The following is a 16,513-nucleotide window of genomic DNA, read 5'->3' as shown; positions in this document are numbered from 1 at the left end:
CGGTGTGGCGCGCCAGGCGATACAAACTGTTAACAGGCCCCCATTGTAGCGCAGAAATGCGAAAGCGGCAGGCTGATTCGTGGCGAAAACGGCAGGCCTATCGGCCGGAAAAACCGGGGTTCTGTCATCTTTTTGCCATCCGCCTTCTCTATCTTCATTTCCCGGCGCGCTGACGATTCTGTGATCGCCCGCAAAGTTTCAGCTTCCTCGCGTTGTGTTATCTACGCGCGTAGACACCCTGATACAGCAGCGTTGAATCGCCATGCGTCCGACATGATTTGTCGGCACACCTTTGTTGCCGGCACCAGGGAAACCATCTTTAACCGCGCCCCTCCAGGCGCAGAACAAAAGAGGATAGCACTGCCATGAGCGAAACAACGCTTGCCCCTTCACAGACCGCCGACGCCGCGCTGGCGGCCGATGAACGCCTGGCGACCAAAGAGGGGCGCAGCCAATTTTGGCGCGCCACCTTCTCTTGCTGGCTCGGTACCGCCATGGAATACGTCGACTTCGCGCTGTACGGCCTGGCGGCCGGCATGGTGTTCGGCGACGTGTTCTTCCCGGAAGCCACGCCGCTGGTGGCGCTGCTGGCCAGTTTCGCCACCTACTCCGTCGGCTTCGTCGCGCGGCCGATCGGCGCGCTGGTGTTCGGCTGGATCGGCGACCGCAAAGGCCGCCGCGTGGTGCTGATCACCACCGTGGCGCTGATGGGCCTCTCCACCACGCTGATCGGCCTGATCCCGTCCTATGCGCAAATCGGCGTCTGGGCGCCCGCCTGCCTGGTGATCCTGCGCTTCGCGCAGGGGTTCGGCGCCGGTGCGGAACTGTCCGGCGGCGCGGTGATGCTGGCGGAATACGCGCCGGCCAAGCGGCGCGGGCTGGTAGCGTCGATCATCGCCATCGGCTCCAACAGCGGCACCCTGCTGGCGTCGCTGGTATGGCTGCTGGTACTACAGCTGGACAAGGAAGACCTGATGAGCTGGGGCTGGCGCATTCCGTTCCTCGCCAGCATTCTGATCGCCGGGGTGGCGCTGTACCTGCGCCGCCACGTGCGGGAAACGCCGGTGTTCGAACGCGAGCTGCAGCAAAACCACCAGCGCATGCTGGACGCCGCCCAGGCCGCGCCGGATACGCGCAGCTACCTGCAGCGCACCAAAGCGTTCTGGGTGATGCTCGGCCTGCGCATCGGCGAAAACGGCCCTTCCTACCTGTGCCAGGGCTTTATCGTCGGCTATGTCGCTAAGGTGCTGATGGTCGATAAATCGGTGCCGGCGCTGGCGGTGTTGATCGCCTCGCTGTGCGGTTTTCTGGTGATCCCGCTGGCCGGCTGGCTGTCCGATCGCTTCGGCCGCCGCATCACCTACCGCTGGTTCTGCCTGCTGCTGGTGCTGTACGCCTTCCCGGCGTTCTGGCTGCTCGACAGCCGTGAACCAGCGATCGTCATCTCGGTGATCGTGGTCGGCATGTGCATCGCATCGCTGGGGATCTTCGGCGTGCAGGCGGCCTACGGCGTCGAACTGTTCGGCGTGAAGAATCGCTACTCCAAGATGGCGTTCGCCAAAGAGCTCGGTTCGATCCTCTCCGGCGGCACCGCGCCGCTGATCGCCACCGCGCTGCTGTCCGGTTTCGGTCACTGGTGGCCTGTCGCCTGCTATTTTGTTGTAATGGCGGCCATCGGCTTAATCACCACCTTCTTTGCTCCCGAAACCCGCGGCCGCGATCTCAACCTGCCGCAGGATGCCGCGTAGCGAGAAGGCGAACAGGAACCCAATTTGGATAATCACTCCGCGCGACGCGTTACCCGCGCCGACGTGGCCCGCGTAGCGGGCACCTCCGTCGCCGTGGTCAGCTATGTGATCAACAACGGCCCACGCCCGGTGGCGGAAGCCACCCGGCTGCGCGTGCTGGCGGCGATCGAGCAGACCGGCTACCGGCCTAACGACATCGCGCGGGCATTGGCCTCCGGCAGCACGCAAACCTACGGGCTGGTGGTGCCGGATATTTCCAACCCTTTCTTCGCCACGCTGGCGCGGGCACTGCAGCAAGAGGCCTTCAGCCGCGGCCGCGTGCTGCTGCTGGGTGACGCCGGCGATGACCGGCAGCGTGAGTATGAGCTAATCAACAACCTGCTGCGCCGCCAGGTCGACGGCCTGCTGTACACCAGCGTCGATCGCCATCCGTGGTTCGAGCTGATCCGCGCCTCCGGCACGCCCTGCGTGATGATAGACACCATCGACAGCCAGGCCGGCGTCTGCGCCATCCGCGTCGACGAGCGCGACGCCGCCTGCCAGGCGACCCGCCATCTGCTGCAGCACGGCTATCGCGACATCGGCATTTTTATCGGCCCGCTGACCATGCTCAACGCGCAGGATCGCCTGAACGGCTGGCGCGATGCGCTGCTGGAGGCGGGCATTGTGCCGCGCGACGAGTGGATTTTCGAGGTGCCCTACACCCGCCAAGGCGGCTACCAGGCCACCCAGTGCCTGGTGCAAGGCCCACGCCCACGCGCCGTTTTCACCTCTAATGAACAGCAGGCGCTCGGCTGCCTGTCGGCGCTGGCAGAGCATGGGTTGCGCGCACCGGACGATCTGGCGCTGATTTGTTTTAACGGCACGCAGCAATCCGAATTCAGCGTGCCGCCGCTCAGCGCGGTCGAGCAGCCGATCGACGCCATGGCCAAGCGGGCCATCGCCATGCTGGCCGCCGGTGCCGCGCCCGCCGAGCTGCATGAATTCGCTTTTCAACTGCGCATCCGCCATTCATGCGGCTGTTAGCGGGTTTTCAGGACACCTTATATGCGTTTAATCATTGATTGCGATCCCGGCAATGGCGTCCCCGGCGCCAACGTCGACGACGGGCTGGCGCTGGCCCTGGCGCTGGCGGCCAAACCGCAGCTGCAGCTGGAGCTGATCAGCATCGTGGCCGGCAACACCCCGCGCGAAGTGGGCTTCGCCGTCGCCACCGATCTGCTGGCGCAGAGCGGCTATCAGGTTCCTGTCGCCCTCGGCGCGGCGCGCGCCCTGAGTGAGCCGCCGGAGCCGTGGCGCGCGCATCTGGACCGCCCGATCGCCGATCCCAAGCTGGCAGCGCTGTGGCGCGACTTGCCCGCGCCCTCACTCGCCAACGCGCCCGCACCGGACGCCGCCATCGCCATCGGCGAGCTGATCTGCCGCCATCCCGGCGAGATCACGCTGGCGGCGATCGGCCCGCTGACCAACGTTGCGCACGCCATGCAGCTTTACCCGCAGATGGCGCAGGCGGTGAAAGAGATCGTAATCATGGGTGGCGTATTCAACGTCGACGGGTACATCAAGGACACCAATTTCGGCCTGGATCCGGAAGCGGCACGGCTGGTGCTGAACAGCGGCGCCGCTATCACGCTGGCGCCGCTGGATGTCACCACCCAGACCATGCTGACCCAGGCGGATCTGGCCGCACTGACGCAGCCGGATACGCCGCTGTGCCGCTATTTGCGCGCCACCACGCAGCCGTGGATCGACTATTCGCGCCATACGCGGCGCCTGCCAGGCTGCTGGATCCATGATGCGCTGGTGATCGCCTGGCTGCTGGAACCGCAGCTGGTCACGACCGAAATGTTCCATGTGGATGTGGCGCTGGAAGGGGCGTTGACGCGCGGCAGCTCACGCCGTTGGCGGCCGGACAGCCTACGCCTGACGGTCGGCATGCCGCCGCCGCAGGGCAAGCCGGTGCGCATCATGCAGCAGGTGGACAACGCCCGTCTACTGGCGTTGATCGGCGCAACGCTGGCGCGCGGATGAAAAAAGGTGCGCCAAGGCGCACCAATCATCGAGCCAGCATCGGCAGCGCTGGGTGTTACCCCTTGCCTTTAACGCTGCTGATAAACGTTTTACGCGCAGTGGTCGAGCCCAACTTCTCGGCCTCATTCATCAGTTTCAGCGCCTTGTCGATATCGCCCGCCTTCACCGCCTGCTTGATGCCATTATTGAAGTAGCTTTCGGTATCGTTGAGCATCGGCTCCGCCGGTTTCTCTGGGGTCGGTGCCGGCGCCGCCACAGCGGCCGGTGCGGTTGATCCTACCACCACCGGCGCCACGGTCGGCGCAGGCTGCAGCATACCGATCATCACGTTGCCGGTGCCCTGTTCCGCGGTCACCTTGAGCTTCAGCGTGCCGCTCGTCGCGTGGCCGGCGATTGGATCCGGGATATCCGGCACCGCGTTGCCCACGCCCTGCGCATAGGCCTTGGCCGGATTGGTCAACTGCGTGGTTTTCGCCAAGTCCTGCCGAGTGGTGTACACCAGCAGGTAAATCTGTTTTTGACCAAGCGCCGGCGTCAGTTTCAACGTGCCTTCGAGGCGATCGGAGGACATTGCTCCCGGCGGCTGGTAAGGGAAATAGCTGCTCGGGTAATACGCCGCCGGGCGCAGATGCTCGTCCAGCACCAGCACGCTCGGCGCGTACAGCGAATTGTTTTTAGCGAGGCTGCTCAGCGTCACTTCCAGCGAGCCGCGATCGGCCGGCAGCGTATAGGCGGCGATCGCCCCCTGGATCTCGCCCTGATTGAGCTGCGGGCTGACGGCGTCGAGCTTCACTTCTTGCGACACCGGCGGCTGCAGCGGCTGCCACGGCAGGCTTTGCAGCGTGGCGGCGCTGATGGCCGGCGCGACGGAAACGTTAGCCGGCGTCTCGGCGTTGGCCGCCAGAGGCGCGCCGACGGTCAGCGCCAGCGACAGGCAGAGTGACAGCAGATTCTTTTTCATCGTTATATCCTCTTTCAGCGCCGCGGCGGATCAGGCAAGAGATCCGGCCGCGGCGAATGCGGTTGGGAGAGAGCCGGCGGCCCTCCCCGTCCTGTCGTCGTTACCACCAAATTTCCATCTGGGCGCCGAAGGTGACTTCGTCATCCTTGCCGCGGCTGAAGGTATGCATGCTGGTGTCGTTGTAAGCGGTGCCGGCGTTATACCCGGTGTCATCGCCGGTGGCGTAGCCCCACTTCTCATCCCACTTGGCGTAGGTGGCGAACAGGCGGATGGCCGGACGCGACCAGATGCTGTTGCCCGCCTGCCATTGCTGCGCCAGGGTCACTTTATACTGGCCGTTGCGATCGCCGGTGCGCTGGGATTTGACGTTGTCATAGCCCGCCTCCAGCAAGGTGCTCATGATCGGCGTCCATTTGTACATCGGGCGCACGCCCACGGTGTACCAGGTGGTGCCGTTGTTGTTGTCGCGGTCGATGTCCTGGAACATGGCGACGTACATCAGTGCCCACTGATCGTTGAAGTCGATGGCGCCGTGATCCAACACGCGGATCATCTTGCCGTTGTTATCAATGGTGGCGCCTTCGTTGCGGCCGTTGTTCTGCGAGGTCATCGAGTCGGTGGCGTACTGCAGCACGAACTTGTTGTAACCGTTCAGGATACTCTGCGTGTGTTCGGCGGTGAACATCCAGCCGTCTTTGCTGGCGCCGTCGGCCAGGCGGTAGTTATCCTGCGCATTGGCGCGGCCGTAGTCCACGCCCAGCTCCAGGGTGCCGCCCGGGTTCAGCTCCAGCCCGGCCAAGCGCACGTCGAAGGTGTCGTTGACGGTTGGACGCTGTTTCCATTCGTTATCCAGGTAGCCGTAAGAGCCGCCGGACTCCGAGTTGCGGGTCACGGCAGCGGACAGCTTGCCGAAGCCCAGATCGATGTTTTCCAGACCCGCGCCCGGGCCGGAGATATCCCAGTAGTAGAAGTCGATCATGTGAACGTCATGACGCTGATAGAAGCGCTTACCGGCCCACAGCGTGGAGCCCGGCAGCCACTCGATCAGGTTTTTACCCTGCACGTTGACTTCGCGGAAGCCCGGGGTCACATCTTCCCAGTCGGAACGCTGCGAGACCGAATAGGCCAGGTTAGTGTCGAAATAGAAGCTCTTGTCGCCTTCTTTCCACACTTCCTGCCCCAGTTTCAGTTCGGCGTAGGTTTCGCATTCGTTGCCGAGACGGTATTTACTCGCGGCGCCGGTGGCCTTGAAGCACTGTTGCTCACCGCCGCTGCCGGTCCAGCCGATGCCGGAACGGGCATAACCGTGGAAATCTACGGCCAGCGCCTGAGTAGAGAGAACACCGGCGGCGACAGCCAGTGCCAGAGGAAGTTTGCGCAGAGTAGTCATCATTATTCTCCTGTTATACCGACTTTGATGCTTTAAACGCCCGGCTCCTGGTGCAGCCGTTTACATGCCGTACCGTCTTCACGGAACAGGTGGCAGCGGTGAGGCGGCAGGCCGATGGCGAATGTGGCACCTTCTTCTACCAGCACCACGTCATTCTGGCGGTACACCAGGTTTTGACGGATGGCCGGGATTTGGATGTGGATTTGCGTCTCGTTGCCGAGCTGCTCCACCACCTGTACGTCGCCGGTAAGCCGCACTTCTGAGGCTTCGCCGGGCAGCAGATGTTCAGGGCGAATGCCCAGTGACAGGTTGGCGCCGGGTTGAACGCCCGCGCCTTCCACCGGCAGCCAGACCAGCTGGCGGTTGGGCAGTTCGACCTGCACCTGTTGCGGCTCCGCCGCGGTCACCTTGACCGGCAGGAAGTTCATCTTCGGCGAGCCGATAAACCCGGCGACGAAGCGGTTGGCCGGGTAGTGATACAGTTCCAGCGGCTTGCCGACCTGCGCCACGCGACCGGCATCGAGCACCACGATCTTGTCGGCCAGCGTCATCGCTTCGACCTGATCGTGGGTGACGTAAATCATGGTGCGCTGCAGGCGCTTGTGCAGACGGGAGATCTCGATGCGCATCTGCACCCGCAGCGCGGCGTCGAGGTTGGACAGCGGTTCGTCAAGCAGGAATACGTCCGGCTCGGCCACCAGCGTGCGGCCGATCGCCACGCGCTGACGCTGCCCGCCGGACAGCGCCTTCGGCCGCCGGTCGAGCAGGTGCGCCAGTTGCAGCACCTCGGAGACCTGGTTCACCCGTTGATTGATTTCCGCTTTCTTGGCGCCGGCCAGCTTCAGGCCGAACGACATGTTGTCCGCCACCGACAGGTGCGGATACAGCGCATAGGATTGGAACACCATGCCGATGCCGCGCTCGGAAGGCGGCACCTCATTCATACGTTTCTCGCCGATCAGCAGCTCGCCGGAGGTGATGTCCTCCAGCCCGGCGATCATGCGCAGCAGCGTCGATTTACCGCAGCCCGAAGGCCCGACAAACACCACAAACTCGCCGTCTTCGATGGTCAGATTGACGTCTTTGGAAATCACGGCCTCACCGAAGGCCTTATAAACGCTGCGCAGTGTCACGCTAGCCATGCGTTACTCCCCTGCTTTCGCAGTTAACATGTCGTGTGAAAATGGCGGAGGCAAAGCCCGCCAAAACCCATTGATGACCCTCTTGCTGCGCGCCGTGCTGCCATGCCAACGGCAAGGTCGCCTCAGACGGCGCGGCCGCCTGAGTATAAGGCTGCAGGTTTATCAGCGCTTCAAGGCATTGATCCTGATGGGTAATAAGTAAGCGCACCACGCCATCGCGCTGGCTGACTTCGTTCAGTTCGCCATGCTGGATGAGCGGCGAACGACGCAGGGCCAACAGCGCCTGGCAGTAACGTAAGGTGGAGTGGCTGTCGTGCTGTTGGCGGCTGATGGCCAATGCGCGGTGTTCGATCGCCACCTGTTGATACCAGCTGATTTCGCCGGCGGTGACCTGTTCGGGGGCTTCGTGCCACGGCATCGGCGTTTGCGCGCCGCGCGGATCTTGCAGGCCGGCGGCATGCGGCAGCCCCAGCTCCTCGCCCTGATACAGGCAGATTGGCGCCGGTAGCATCGCCAGCAGCGTCAGAAAGGCGGCGGCGGAACGCAGGTCGCCCTGCCCCCAGCGGCTGACCACCCGGGGCTGATCGGCGTCGCCGGTGCTCCACAGGCTGTCCGCCAATGTGGTACGACGGGCGTGCAGCACCGCCACCAGCTTCTCCGCGCTGAACGGCATCACGTCCAGCGCCAGCGCACCGTGGGCGAACCGCCGCGGCGCGACGGCATTGCGAACGCGGTTGGCTTCATCGCCGTACCACAGCGTCAGCCCTTCGCCCGTCACCGTCGCCTCGGCCCCCGGCGCCAGCGTCTGCGGCAGCAACAGGCCGTCGATCGACAGCGCTTTCAGATACGGCAGCGCCGCCAGCATGCCGTGCGCGTCGCCCACGCCGTCCCCGTTTCCGTCACGGAAACTGGCCGGATGGATCCGGTACAGGGTGGGCTGAGTAGCGATAGGCATTGACGACATAAATCCGGTATCCCTGCTGCGCGTGGCGTTGAAAATCAATGGGCCGATAGTGCGGGAGTCGCCGGAAAGGGTAATCATCCGTAACAAGATTTTTCATGGGGGAGGAGACGGGAGGATGAGAGAACGACCGCAGCGATGAGAAGTTCCGCGCTTAAGGCAAATCTGTGATCCGGCTGGCAAAAATTGCCCCCCTATTTTGTGCCTGACGCCACAGAATAGAGCGCAACGTTAACTGGATCACACTCCTCATCTCAGGGGCGTAGAGGGGGGGAGGATGAGAATATGTCGCGTTGTGACCCACTATTACCGCGAAACGTCTCTCCTTGATTTATGTGCCCACAAAAAGAAGGACTGGATTATGACTCGCAGCATTACCCTCGCCCGCACGCTGGCACTCTCGGCACTGGCCACCCTGGTGCTCTCTTCTTCCGCCTTCGCCAAGATCGAGGAAGGCAAACTGGTTATCTGGATCAACGGCGACAAGGGCTATAACGGCCTGGCCGAAGTCGGCAAGAAATTCGAAAAAGACACCGGCATCAAAGTCACCGTCGAGCACCCGGACAAGCTGGAAGAGAAATACCCGCAGGTGGCCGCCACCGGCGACGGCCCTGACATCATCTTCTGGGCCCACGACCGCTTCGGCGGCTATGCGCAGTCCGGCCTGCTGGCCGAAATCCACCCGTCCAAAGCCTTCCAGGACAAGCTGTTCCCGTTCACCTGGGACGCCGTGCGCTATGACGGCAAGCTGATCGGCTACCCGATCGCCGTCGAAGCGCTGTCGCTGATTTATAACAAAGACCTGGTCAAACAGCCGCCGAAGACCTGGGAAGAAATCCCGGCGCTGGACAAACAGCTGCGCGCCAACGGCAAGAGCGCCATCATGTGGAACCTGCAGGAACCCTACTTCACCTGGCCTATCATCGCCGCCGACGGCGGTTATGCCTTCAAGTATGAAAACGGCAAATACAACATCAAGGATGTCGGCGTCGCCAACGCCGGTTCGCAGGCCGGTCTGCAGTTCATCGTCGATCTGGTGAAAAACAAACACATCAACGCCGATACCGACTACTCGATCGCCGAAGCCGCGTTCAACAAAGGCCAGACCGCGATGACCATCAACGGGCCGTGGGCCTGGAACAACATCGAGCAGAGCAAAATCAACTACGGCGTGACGCTGCTGCCGACCTTCAAAGGCAAGCCGTCCAAGCCGTTCGTCGGCGTGCTGACCGCCGGCATCAACGCCGCCAGCCCGAATAAAGAGCTGGCGACCGAGTTCCTCGAGAACTACCTGCTGACCAACGAAGGGCTGGCGGACGTCAACAAAGACAAGCCGCTGGGCGCGGTGGCGCTGAAGTCCTATCAGGAAGCGCTGGCCAAAGATCCGAAGATCGCCGCCACCATGCAGAACTCGCAAAACGGGGAAATCATGCCGAACATCCCGCAGATGAGCGCCTTCTGGTACGCCGAACGCAGCGCGGTGATCAACGCCGTCAGCGGCCGTCAGACGGTGAAAGCCGCGCTGGACGACGTGCAGACCCGTATCACCAAGTAACGACGTCGTGCGGGGTGCCACGGTGCCCCGCCGTTGCTTCACAGAAAGGAACGCCCTATGCAATTCGCTCACGCCGGGACGCCCGCGCGTAAAAAATCGAAGTGGTGGCAAAGCGACGCGCTGAAATGGCTGGTGGTCGGCCTGTTCAGCCTGGTGACCTGCTACCTGATTGTGTTGATGTATGCACAGGGTGAATACCTGTTCGCCATCCTGACGCTGATCCTGGTCAGCGCCGGGCTTTACGTCTTCGCCAACCGCCGCGCCTACGCCTGGCGCTATGTGTATCCCGGCGTCGCCGGCATGGGGCTGTTCGTCCTGTTCCCGCTGATTTGCACCATCGCCATCGCTTTCACCAACTACAGCAGCACCAACCAGCTGACTTTTGAACGCGCGCAATCGGTGCTGATGCAGCGCCAGTTCCAGAGCGGCCAAACCTTTACCTTTGGCCTCTACCCGGCGGAAAACCAGCAGTGGCGCCTGCAGCTGACGCCACCGGACAGTGAACAGCCGCTGATCTCCGAGCCTTTCCGCCTCGACGCCGCCGCGCCGCAAACCCTGAAACTGACGGCGCAGAACGCCGCGCCGCAGGGCGAACGCGCCACGCTGCGGGTGATTACCCAGAACCGGCAGGCGCTGAGCCAGCTGGTGGCGCAACTGCCCGACGGCGGGGAATTGCGCATGAGCTCCCTGCGCCAGTTCTCCGGCACCCGCCCGCTGTATGCGCTGGACAAAGACGGCAGCACGCTGACCAACAATCAGACCCAGGTACGCTACCGGCCAAACGGCGACATCGGCTTCTATCAGGCGATCAACGCCGACGGCGGCTGGGCGCAGGAAACCCTGAGCCCGGGTTATACCGTCACCACCGGCTGGAAAAACTTCCTGCGGGTGCTACAGGACGAGGGCATCAAGAAACCGTTCGTGTCGATCTTCATCTGGACCATCGTGTTCTCGGTGATGACGGTGATCCTCACCGTGGCAGTCGGCATGGTGCTGGCCTGCGTGGTGCAGTGGGAGGCGCTGAAAGGCAAGGCGATCTACCGCGTGCTGCTGATCCTGCCCTATGCGGTGCCATCGTTCATCTCGATCCTGATCTTCAAAGGTTTGTTCAACCAGAGCTTCGGCGAGATCAACATGATGCTCAGCCATCTGTTCGGCATCAAACCGGCCTGGTTCAGCGATCCGCTCACCGCCAAGAGCATGATCCTGATCGTCAACACCTGGCTCGGCTACCCCTACATGATGATCCTGTGCATGGGGCTGCTGAAGGCGATCCCGGACGATCTGTACGAAGCCTCGGCGATGGACGGCGCTAACCCGTGGCAAAACTTCTTCCGCATCACCTTCCCGCTGCTGATCAAGCCGCTGACGCCGCTGATGATCGCCAGCTTCGCTTTCAACTTTAACAACTTCGTGCTGATCCAGCTGCTGACCAACGGCGGCCCGGACATGATCGGCACCACCACGCCGGCCGGCTATACCGATCTTCTGGTCAGCTACACCTACCGCATCGCCTTCGAAGGCGGCGGCGGGCAAGACTTCGGGCTGGCGGCCGCCATCGCCACGCTGATCTTCCTGTTGGTGGGCGCGCTGGCGATCCTGAATTTGAAAGCCAGCAAGATGAACTTCGATTAGGGAGAATAACGATGGCCATGGTTCAACCCAAGTCCCAGCGCCTGCGCCTGTGGATCACCCATATATTGATGCTGTGCTTTATCGCCCTGATCATGTTCCCGCTGCTGATGGTGGTCGCCATCTCGCTGCGCGCCGGCAACTTCGCCACCGGCAGCCTGATACCGGAAACCCTCTCCTGGGATCACTGGCGGCTGGCGCTCGGCTTCAGCGTCACCCACGCCGACGGCAGCGTGACGCCGCCGCCGTTCCCGGTGCTGCTGTGGCTGTGGAACTCCATCAAGATCGCGGCGATCACCGCCATCGGCATCGTGACGCTGTCCACCACCTGCGCCTACGCCTTCGCCCGTATGCGCTTTCGCGGCAAGAGCACGTTGTTGAAAAGCATGCTGATCTTCCAGATGTTCCCGGCAGTGTTGTCGCTGGTGGCGCTGTACGCCCTGTTCGATCGCCTGGGCCAGTACATTCCGTTTATCGGCCTGAACACCCACGGTGGCGTGATCTTCGCCTACATGGGCGGCATCGCGCTGCACGTCTGGACCATCAAGGGCTATTTCGAAACCATCGACAACTCGCTGGAAGAAGCGGCAGCGCTGGACGGCGCCACGCCGTGGCAGGCATTCCGTCTGGTGCTGCTGCCGCTGTCGGTACCGATTCTGGCGGTGGTGTTCATTCTGTCGTTTATCGCCGCCATCACCGAAGTGCCGGTCGCGTCGCTGCTGCTGCGCGATGTGAACAGCTACACGCTGGCGGTGGGGATGCAGCAATATCTCAACCCGCAGAACTATCTGTGGGGCGACTTCGCCGCCGCCGCGGTGCTGTCGGCGATACCGATTACCGCCGTGTTCCTGCTGGCGCAGCGTTGGCTGGTGGGCGGCCTGACGGCCGGCGGCGTGAAGGGGTAATTTGTGCCACTGCAGTGCGTTTGATGTTTTTCCTTATCTTTTACCCTATGGATTTCAAGTTACAGCTAGGCGACCAGCTCGCTAAGCCCAGGCGCTTACTTCAGTAAGTAACTGGGGTTAGCGAGTGCAGTCAACAACGCTGTCGCTTGAAAGACGACGGGTAATTATATCCTGTGTCTTTGGCGGCCTTTGGCCGCCATTTTTATCGCTACTCCCGTTTCAGCCGGTCGGTATTGGCCAGATAGAGCGTCACCACCAGCACCAATATCGCCGCGGCGTAGATCAGGGTATCGATGGGGTTGTTGTGGTCCACGATAATCAAACGAATAATCGCGGTAATGCCAATGTAAATAAAATAGCGCAACGGGAAATGATAACCCGACTCAAAATACTTGACGATCAAGGCGATAAATTCAAAGTACAGGAAATAAATCACGATACCTTCAATCAACAGGTAAGAAGACGACTCTTCGCTGTTGATAAATAACACCTTCGCCAGATGGATGGTTTCCTTGACCAGAAACACCACCAGAATTGCCGCCAGCAGCAACAAACCTACGTTCAGTACTCGCTGCAGTCCTTTCGCTATCATTATCGAACGCGACGTTTTTGCCATAAAACCTCTCTCTGAATACCGCTTATATGATTCAACCGTGCCAATATAGGCATTGTCTTAAAAATTATGCCCCGCGCGAAAGCACTTTAAACCCCATTTAATTCATAAAGTTATAATAAGATGTTTCTGGCTTATAGATTTGTAGCAAATCGAAATGTCAACTATCATGGGTCACAGAGATCTTTACATAAAACCAATAACCTCGAATTAACAAGGGAATTCTTTATGCGCGCTAAACTTAACGGACTGGTCGCTGCGGGCCTGTTTACCTGTGCATTGTCCGGCCACGCCGCCGGCCTGGTAGCCCCTGACAACGATCTGCGTAACGATCTCGCCTGGTTGTCTGACCGCGGCGTTATCAACGTCAGCCTGTCCACCTGGCCGCTGAGTCAAGAAGAGATCAGTTCCGTTATCGCGCAGGCCAAGCCGGTGACCAACACCGAGAAAAACGTCATTGACCGCGTACAACGTCGTGTCGATGCCCTGAAAGCCAACATCCGCGTCAGCGGTTACGCGTCGACCGATAAACCCGGCACCCCGCAGGGCTTCGGCCAAAACGAGTACGCCGACGATCGCCTGACCATCGGCGCCGGCGCCAACGGCGAGTTCTGGGACGTGCGTCTGCAGGGCTCGGTGGAAGGCGATCAGCGCGTCAGCGACGGTTCCAAATTCAATATGAACGGCTCCTACGGCGCGGTGAAAATCTGGAATCAGTGGCTCTCCTTCGGCGAGGTTTCCCAGTGGTGGGGCCCGGGTTACGACGGCAGCCTGATCCGCTCCGACGCCGCGCGCCCGGTGGCCGGCTTTATGCTGCAGCGCGCCGACCAATCACCGTTTGAAACCCCGTGGCTGTCGTGGATCGGCCGCTGGCAATATCAATTGTCCGCCGGCCAGCTGTCGCAGTACAGTTCTGTACCGCACACCAAACTGATCGGCGGCCGTTTCACCATGATGCCGACCGACTTCCTGGAATTGGGGGCGTCGCGTATCATGATGTGGGGTGGTGAAGGCCGTCCGCAGTCATGGAGCTCGTTCTGGGATGGATTTACCGGCAAAGATAACGATGATTCAGGTAAAGGCAACGATCCGGGCAACCAGCTCGCCGGTTTCGACTTCAAGCTGAAAATGCAGCCGCTGATCGGCCTGCCGGTTAGCCTGTACGGTCAGTTGGTGGGTGAAGATGAGGCGGGCTATCTGCCGTCGCAAAATACCTATCTGCTCGGTCTGGAAGGCCACCCGGAATGGGGCCCGACCACCATCAACTGGTATATCGAAGGGTCAGACACCCGTTCGGATATGAGCCGTAAAAACTATGTGTACACTCACTACACTTACAAAGGCGGCTACTACCAACAGGGTTACCCGCTGGGGCATGCGATGGGCGGCGACGGCCAGATGTTGTCCGGCCGCGTCGAGCTAGTGCTGGACGACAGCCAGCGTTGGAGCACCCGCGTAGTTTACGCCAAGGTGAACCCGCTGAGCCAAAGCATTAACCAGGCCTTCCCGAAATCCGATACGCTGAAAGGCATTCAGGTCGGCTGGGGTTACACCTTCCCGTCTCAGGTTAAGTTTGATACTAGCCTGTGGTACACCGACAACGATCACAGCACCACCGATGACGTGGGTGCAGGCGTCAGCTTCGAAGTGCCGATCAACCTGTAATTTTTTGCAGACGTAAAAAAACCCGCCGCGGCGGGTTTTTTATTGGCTTCAGCTCAGGCGCTTAGCGCCATTCCTTGAAGCGGTTGATCAGCGCATTGGTCGAGCTGTCGTGACTGCTGATTTTCTCGCTGCCCGCCAGCTCCGGCAGGATGCGGTTAGCCAGCTGTTTGCCCAGCTCCACGCCCCACTGATCGAAGGTGAAGATGTTCAGGATCGCGCCCTGGGTGAAGATTTTGTGCTCGTACAGCGCGATCAGGCTACCCAGGCTGAACGGGGTGATTTCACGCAGCAGGATCGAGTTGGTCGGACGGTTGCCTTCAAACACTTTGAACGGCGCCACGTGTTTAACCTGCTCAGGGGTTTTACCCTGCGCCGCGAACTCCGCCTCCACCACTTCCAGCGACTTGCCGAACGCCAGGGCTTCGGTCTGCGCGAAGAAGTTGGACAGCAGTTTGGCGTGGTGATCGCCCAGCGGGTTATGGCTGATGGCCGGCGCGATGAAATCGCACGGCACCAGCTTGGTGCCCTGGTGGATCAACTGGTAGAACGCATGCTGGCCGTTGGTGCCCGGCTCGCCCCAGATGATAGGGCCGGTCTGGTAATCCACCGGATTGCCGTTGCGGTCGACGTACTTGCCGTTGGATTCCATGTTGCCCTGCTGGAAGTAAGCGGCAAAACGGTGCATGTACTGATCGTACGGCAGAATGGCTTCGGTTTCGGCGCCGAAGAAGTTGTTGTACCAGATACCGATCAGCGCCAACAGCACCGGCAGGTTTTTCTCCGCCGGCGTTTCGGCGAAGTGCTTGTCCATGGCGTGCGCGCCGCTCAGCAGCTGCTCGAAGTTGTCGTAACCGATGGACAGCGCAATCGACAGACCGATCGCCGACCACAGGGAGTAACGGCCCCCTACCCAGTCCCAGAACTCGAACATGTTGTCGGTATCGATGCCGAACTCGGCCACCGCTTTGCCGTTGGTGGACAACGCAGCGAAGTGCTTGGCCACGTGCTGTTGATCGGCGGCGCTGCTCAGGAACCAGTCGCGCGCGCTGTGGGCGTTGGTCATGGTTTCCTGAGTAGTGAAGGTTTTGGAAGCCACCAGGAACAGCGTAGTTTCCGGATTCAGCGGCTGCAGCGTTTCGGCGATGTGGGTACCGTCAACGTTGGAGACGAAGTGCATGTTCAGGTGGTTTTTATACGGGCGCAGCGCTTCGGTCACCATGTAAGGGCCGAGATCCGAACCGCCGATGCCGATGTTCACCACGTCGGTAATCGGCTTGCCGGTGTAGCCTTTCCACTCGCCGCCGATGACGCGCGCGCAGAACTGTTTGATCTTGGCCAGCACCGCGTTCACTTCCGGCATCACGTCTTTGCCGTCGACCAGGATCGGGCTGTTGCTGCGATTGCGCAGGGCAATATGCAGCACCGCGCGATCTTCGGTGCGGTTGATCTTCTCACCGGCGAACATCGATTTGATGGCGCCTTGCAGATCGGTTTCTTTCGCCAGCGCCTGCAGCTTCTCCAGGGTTTCCTGCGTGATGCGATTCTTGGAATAGTCCACCAACATTTGATCGTTGAAGGTCGCGGAGAACCTGGAGAAACGATCGCTGTCCTCGGCGAACAGGTCGGCGATCCGTACGTCTTTCATCTGTGCATAATGTTGCTGCAGGGCTTGCCAAGCAGCGGTTTGACTAGGATTGATATTTTTCATAGCAACACTCTTAGGCTTGAGAATAAAAATGACGCGTTTGTCCGATTGTAGCCTGTTCGACTGTGATTATGATCGCTTTTCTTGCGATAGGCGCTAACTGTCAACGCATTGCCGCCTCGTTTCAGCTTTCACTCTATACTTTTGGCTAACGGCCTGTTATCGGGGTTGCCGAATTGTCATCAGGCTGTGTCATCGTTACTTA

13 protein-coding genes are annotated in these 16,513 nt (G+C 60.9%); 7 read left to right on the top strand and 6 right to left on the bottom strand.

Annotation, left to right across the window (positions count from 1 at the left end; all coding sequences use genetic code 11):
• Nucleotides 1-365: 365 nt before the first annotated feature.
• From WA302_RS15895 to WA302_RS15885, 3 genes are read left to right on the top strand one after another with little or no spacing between them, the layout of a single operon-like run.
• Entirely contained in the window at nucleotides 366-1,748 is a 1,383-nt protein-coding gene (locus WA302_RS15895; RefSeq protein ID WP_033651213.1) for an MFS transporter, read from the top strand.
• A 24-nt stretch (nucleotides 1,749-1,772) separates the two neighbouring features.
• Nucleotides 1,773-2,774 carry a LacI family DNA-binding transcriptional regulator gene (locus WA302_RS15890; protein WP_049204318.1) on the top strand — a complete coding sequence of 334 codons (1,002 nt, stop codon included), beginning with the start codon at nucleotides 1,773-1,775 and terminating at the stop codon, nucleotides 2,772-2,774.
• A gap of 21 nt (nucleotides 2,775-2,795) precedes the next feature.
• Nucleotides 2,796-3,779: a nucleoside hydrolase gene (locus tag WA302_RS15885; protein ID WP_043139664.1), complete on the top strand. Its 984-nt coding sequence runs from the start codon at nucleotides 2,796-2,798 to the stop codon at nucleotides 3,777-3,779.
• Nucleotides 3,780-3,834: 55 nt separating this feature from the next.
• Here WA302_RS15885 and malM read toward each other — a convergent pair whose 3' ends face one another.
• From malM to WA302_RS15865, 4 genes are all read right to left on the bottom strand, one after another.
• Nucleotides 3,835-4,740: a maltose operon protein MalM gene (gene malM, locus WA302_RS15880; RefSeq protein ID WP_025304460.1), complete on the bottom strand. Its 906-nt coding sequence runs from the start codon at nucleotides 4,738-4,740 to the stop codon at nucleotides 3,835-3,837.
• 100 nt (nucleotides 4,741-4,840) lie between these two features.
• Nucleotides 4,841-6,130 (bottom strand): maltoporin, encoded by a 1,290-nt coding sequence (locus WA302_RS15875; protein ID WP_025304461.1) that lies wholly within the window; start codon nucleotides 6,128-6,130, stop codon nucleotides 4,841-4,843.
• A gap of 32 nt (nucleotides 6,131-6,162) precedes the next feature.
• Nucleotides 6,163-7,272, bottom strand: coding sequence for a maltose/maltodextrin ABC transporter ATP-binding protein MalK (gene malK / locus WA302_RS15870; RefSeq protein ID WP_025304462.1), 1,110 nt, complete (start codon nucleotides 7,270-7,272; stop codon nucleotides 6,163-6,165).
• Nucleotides 7,265-8,236 (bottom strand): alpha-amylase family glycosyl hydrolase, encoded by a 972-nt coding sequence (locus WA302_RS15865; protein WP_025304463.1) that lies wholly within the window; start codon nucleotides 8,234-8,236, stop codon nucleotides 7,265-7,267. Before WA302_RS15865 ends, malK begins: the two co-directional genes overlap by 8 nt.
• A 358-nt stretch (nucleotides 8,237-8,594) precedes the next feature.
• Here WA302_RS15865 and malE point away from each other — a divergent pair, with 358 nt between their 5' ends.
• The 3 genes from malE to malG are packed head-to-tail and all read left to right on the top strand — an operon-like array spanning nucleotide 8,595 to nucleotide 12,325.
• A complete protein-coding gene (gene malE / locus WA302_RS15860; RefSeq protein ID WP_025304464.1) occupies nucleotides 8,595-9,788 on the top strand; it encodes a maltose/maltodextrin ABC transporter substrate-binding protein MalE in 1,194 nt (397 codons plus the stop codon).
• Between the two features lie 57 nt (nucleotides 9,789-9,845).
• A complete protein-coding gene (gene malF, locus WA302_RS15855; RefSeq protein WP_043139655.1) occupies nucleotides 9,846-11,423 on the top strand; it encodes a maltose ABC transporter permease MalF in 1,578 nt (525 codons plus the stop codon).
• 11 nt (nucleotides 11,424-11,434) lie between these two features.
• Nucleotides 11,435-12,325 (top strand): maltose ABC transporter permease MalG, encoded by an 891-nt coding sequence (malG, locus tag WA302_RS15850; RefSeq protein ID WP_025304466.1) that lies wholly within the window; start codon nucleotides 11,435-11,437, stop codon nucleotides 12,323-12,325.
• A 208-nt stretch (nucleotides 12,326-12,533) separates the two neighbouring features.
• Here the strand turns inward: malG and psiE are convergent, their stop codons facing one another.
• Nucleotides 12,534-12,941 (bottom strand): phosphate-starvation-inducible protein PsiE, encoded by a 408-nt coding sequence (psiE, locus tag WA302_RS15845; protein WP_060434719.1) that lies wholly within the window; start codon nucleotides 12,939-12,941, stop codon nucleotides 12,534-12,536.
• A gap of 225 nt (nucleotides 12,942-13,166) precedes the next feature.
• Between psiE and WA302_RS15840 the strand changes: the two genes are divergently transcribed.
• The gene (locus WA302_RS15840) at nucleotides 13,167-14,603 is read left to right on the top strand and encodes a capsule assembly Wzi family protein (RefSeq protein ID WP_336064500.1); all 1,437 of its coding nucleotides are present in this window, start codon (nucleotides 13,167-13,169) and stop codon (nucleotides 14,601-14,603) included.
• A gap of 61 nt (nucleotides 14,604-14,664) precedes the next feature.
• Here the strand turns inward: WA302_RS15840 and pgi are convergent, their stop codons facing one another.
• Nucleotides 14,665-16,311, bottom strand: coding sequence for a glucose-6-phosphate isomerase (gene pgi / locus WA302_RS15835; RefSeq protein ID WP_004936690.1), 1,647 nt, complete (start codon nucleotides 16,309-16,311; stop codon nucleotides 14,665-14,667).
• Nucleotides 16,312-16,513: the final 202 nt, after the last annotated feature.

Origin of the sequence: Serratia sp. 201 (genome assembly GCF_037027545.1) — a bacterium.
GTDB classification, from domain to species: domain Bacteria; phylum Pseudomonadota; class Gammaproteobacteria; order Enterobacterales; family Enterobacteriaceae; genus Serratia; species Serratia bockelmannii.
Note: the sequence above shows the minus strand (reverse complement) of the source record. Positions and strands in the feature narration are given on the sequence as shown.